Origin of the sequence: Yersinia sp. 1252 StPb PI (genome assembly GCF_048593885.1) — a bacterium.
Lineage (GTDB): Bacteria > Pseudomonadota > Gammaproteobacteria > Enterobacterales > Enterobacteriaceae > Yersinia > Yersinia enterocolitica_E.
On record NZ_JAZGQE010000525.1, the window covers coordinates 1 to 356 of the forward strand.

Genomic DNA, 356 nt, shown 5'->3' on the forward strand with positions numbered 1-356 from the left:
TCATTTTTGCATTGCGTGACGTGCCAACAACCCCAGTTAACTGCGGAAGATGTACGACGTCGCCCAAACCAAGGTTTAAGAGAGTTTGTGCAACAGCGGCTAGGCCAGCGTCTTTAATTTCAGAAAGGTTATTAGCAATCTTTAACGCCGCAATATCAACCGCTCTAACAGCTTTAGGGGTCGCGGCGAGTATTTCGCTAGTGCTGTTGGTTGCACTACTTAATTGAATAACGCCTTTTTGAGTTAATGAAGCGTCTTTAAGATCAGGAATTCCCTCGCCAATCAGCTTCTGTATCGATAAAAGCACTTGATTAAACGTATCACTATCAGCCTCTATTTCAGCGGCTGTTAGAATA

General features: G+C 43.8%; 1 protein-coding gene. It reads right to left on the reverse strand.

From position 1 onward, the window contains the following. A partial coding sequence (locus tag V2A85_RS24605; RefSeq protein WP_420072680.1) for a phage tail protein occupies positions 1 to 355 on the reverse strand: 355 nt, incomplete at its 3' end. Between the last annotated feature and the right edge of the window lies 1 nt (position 356).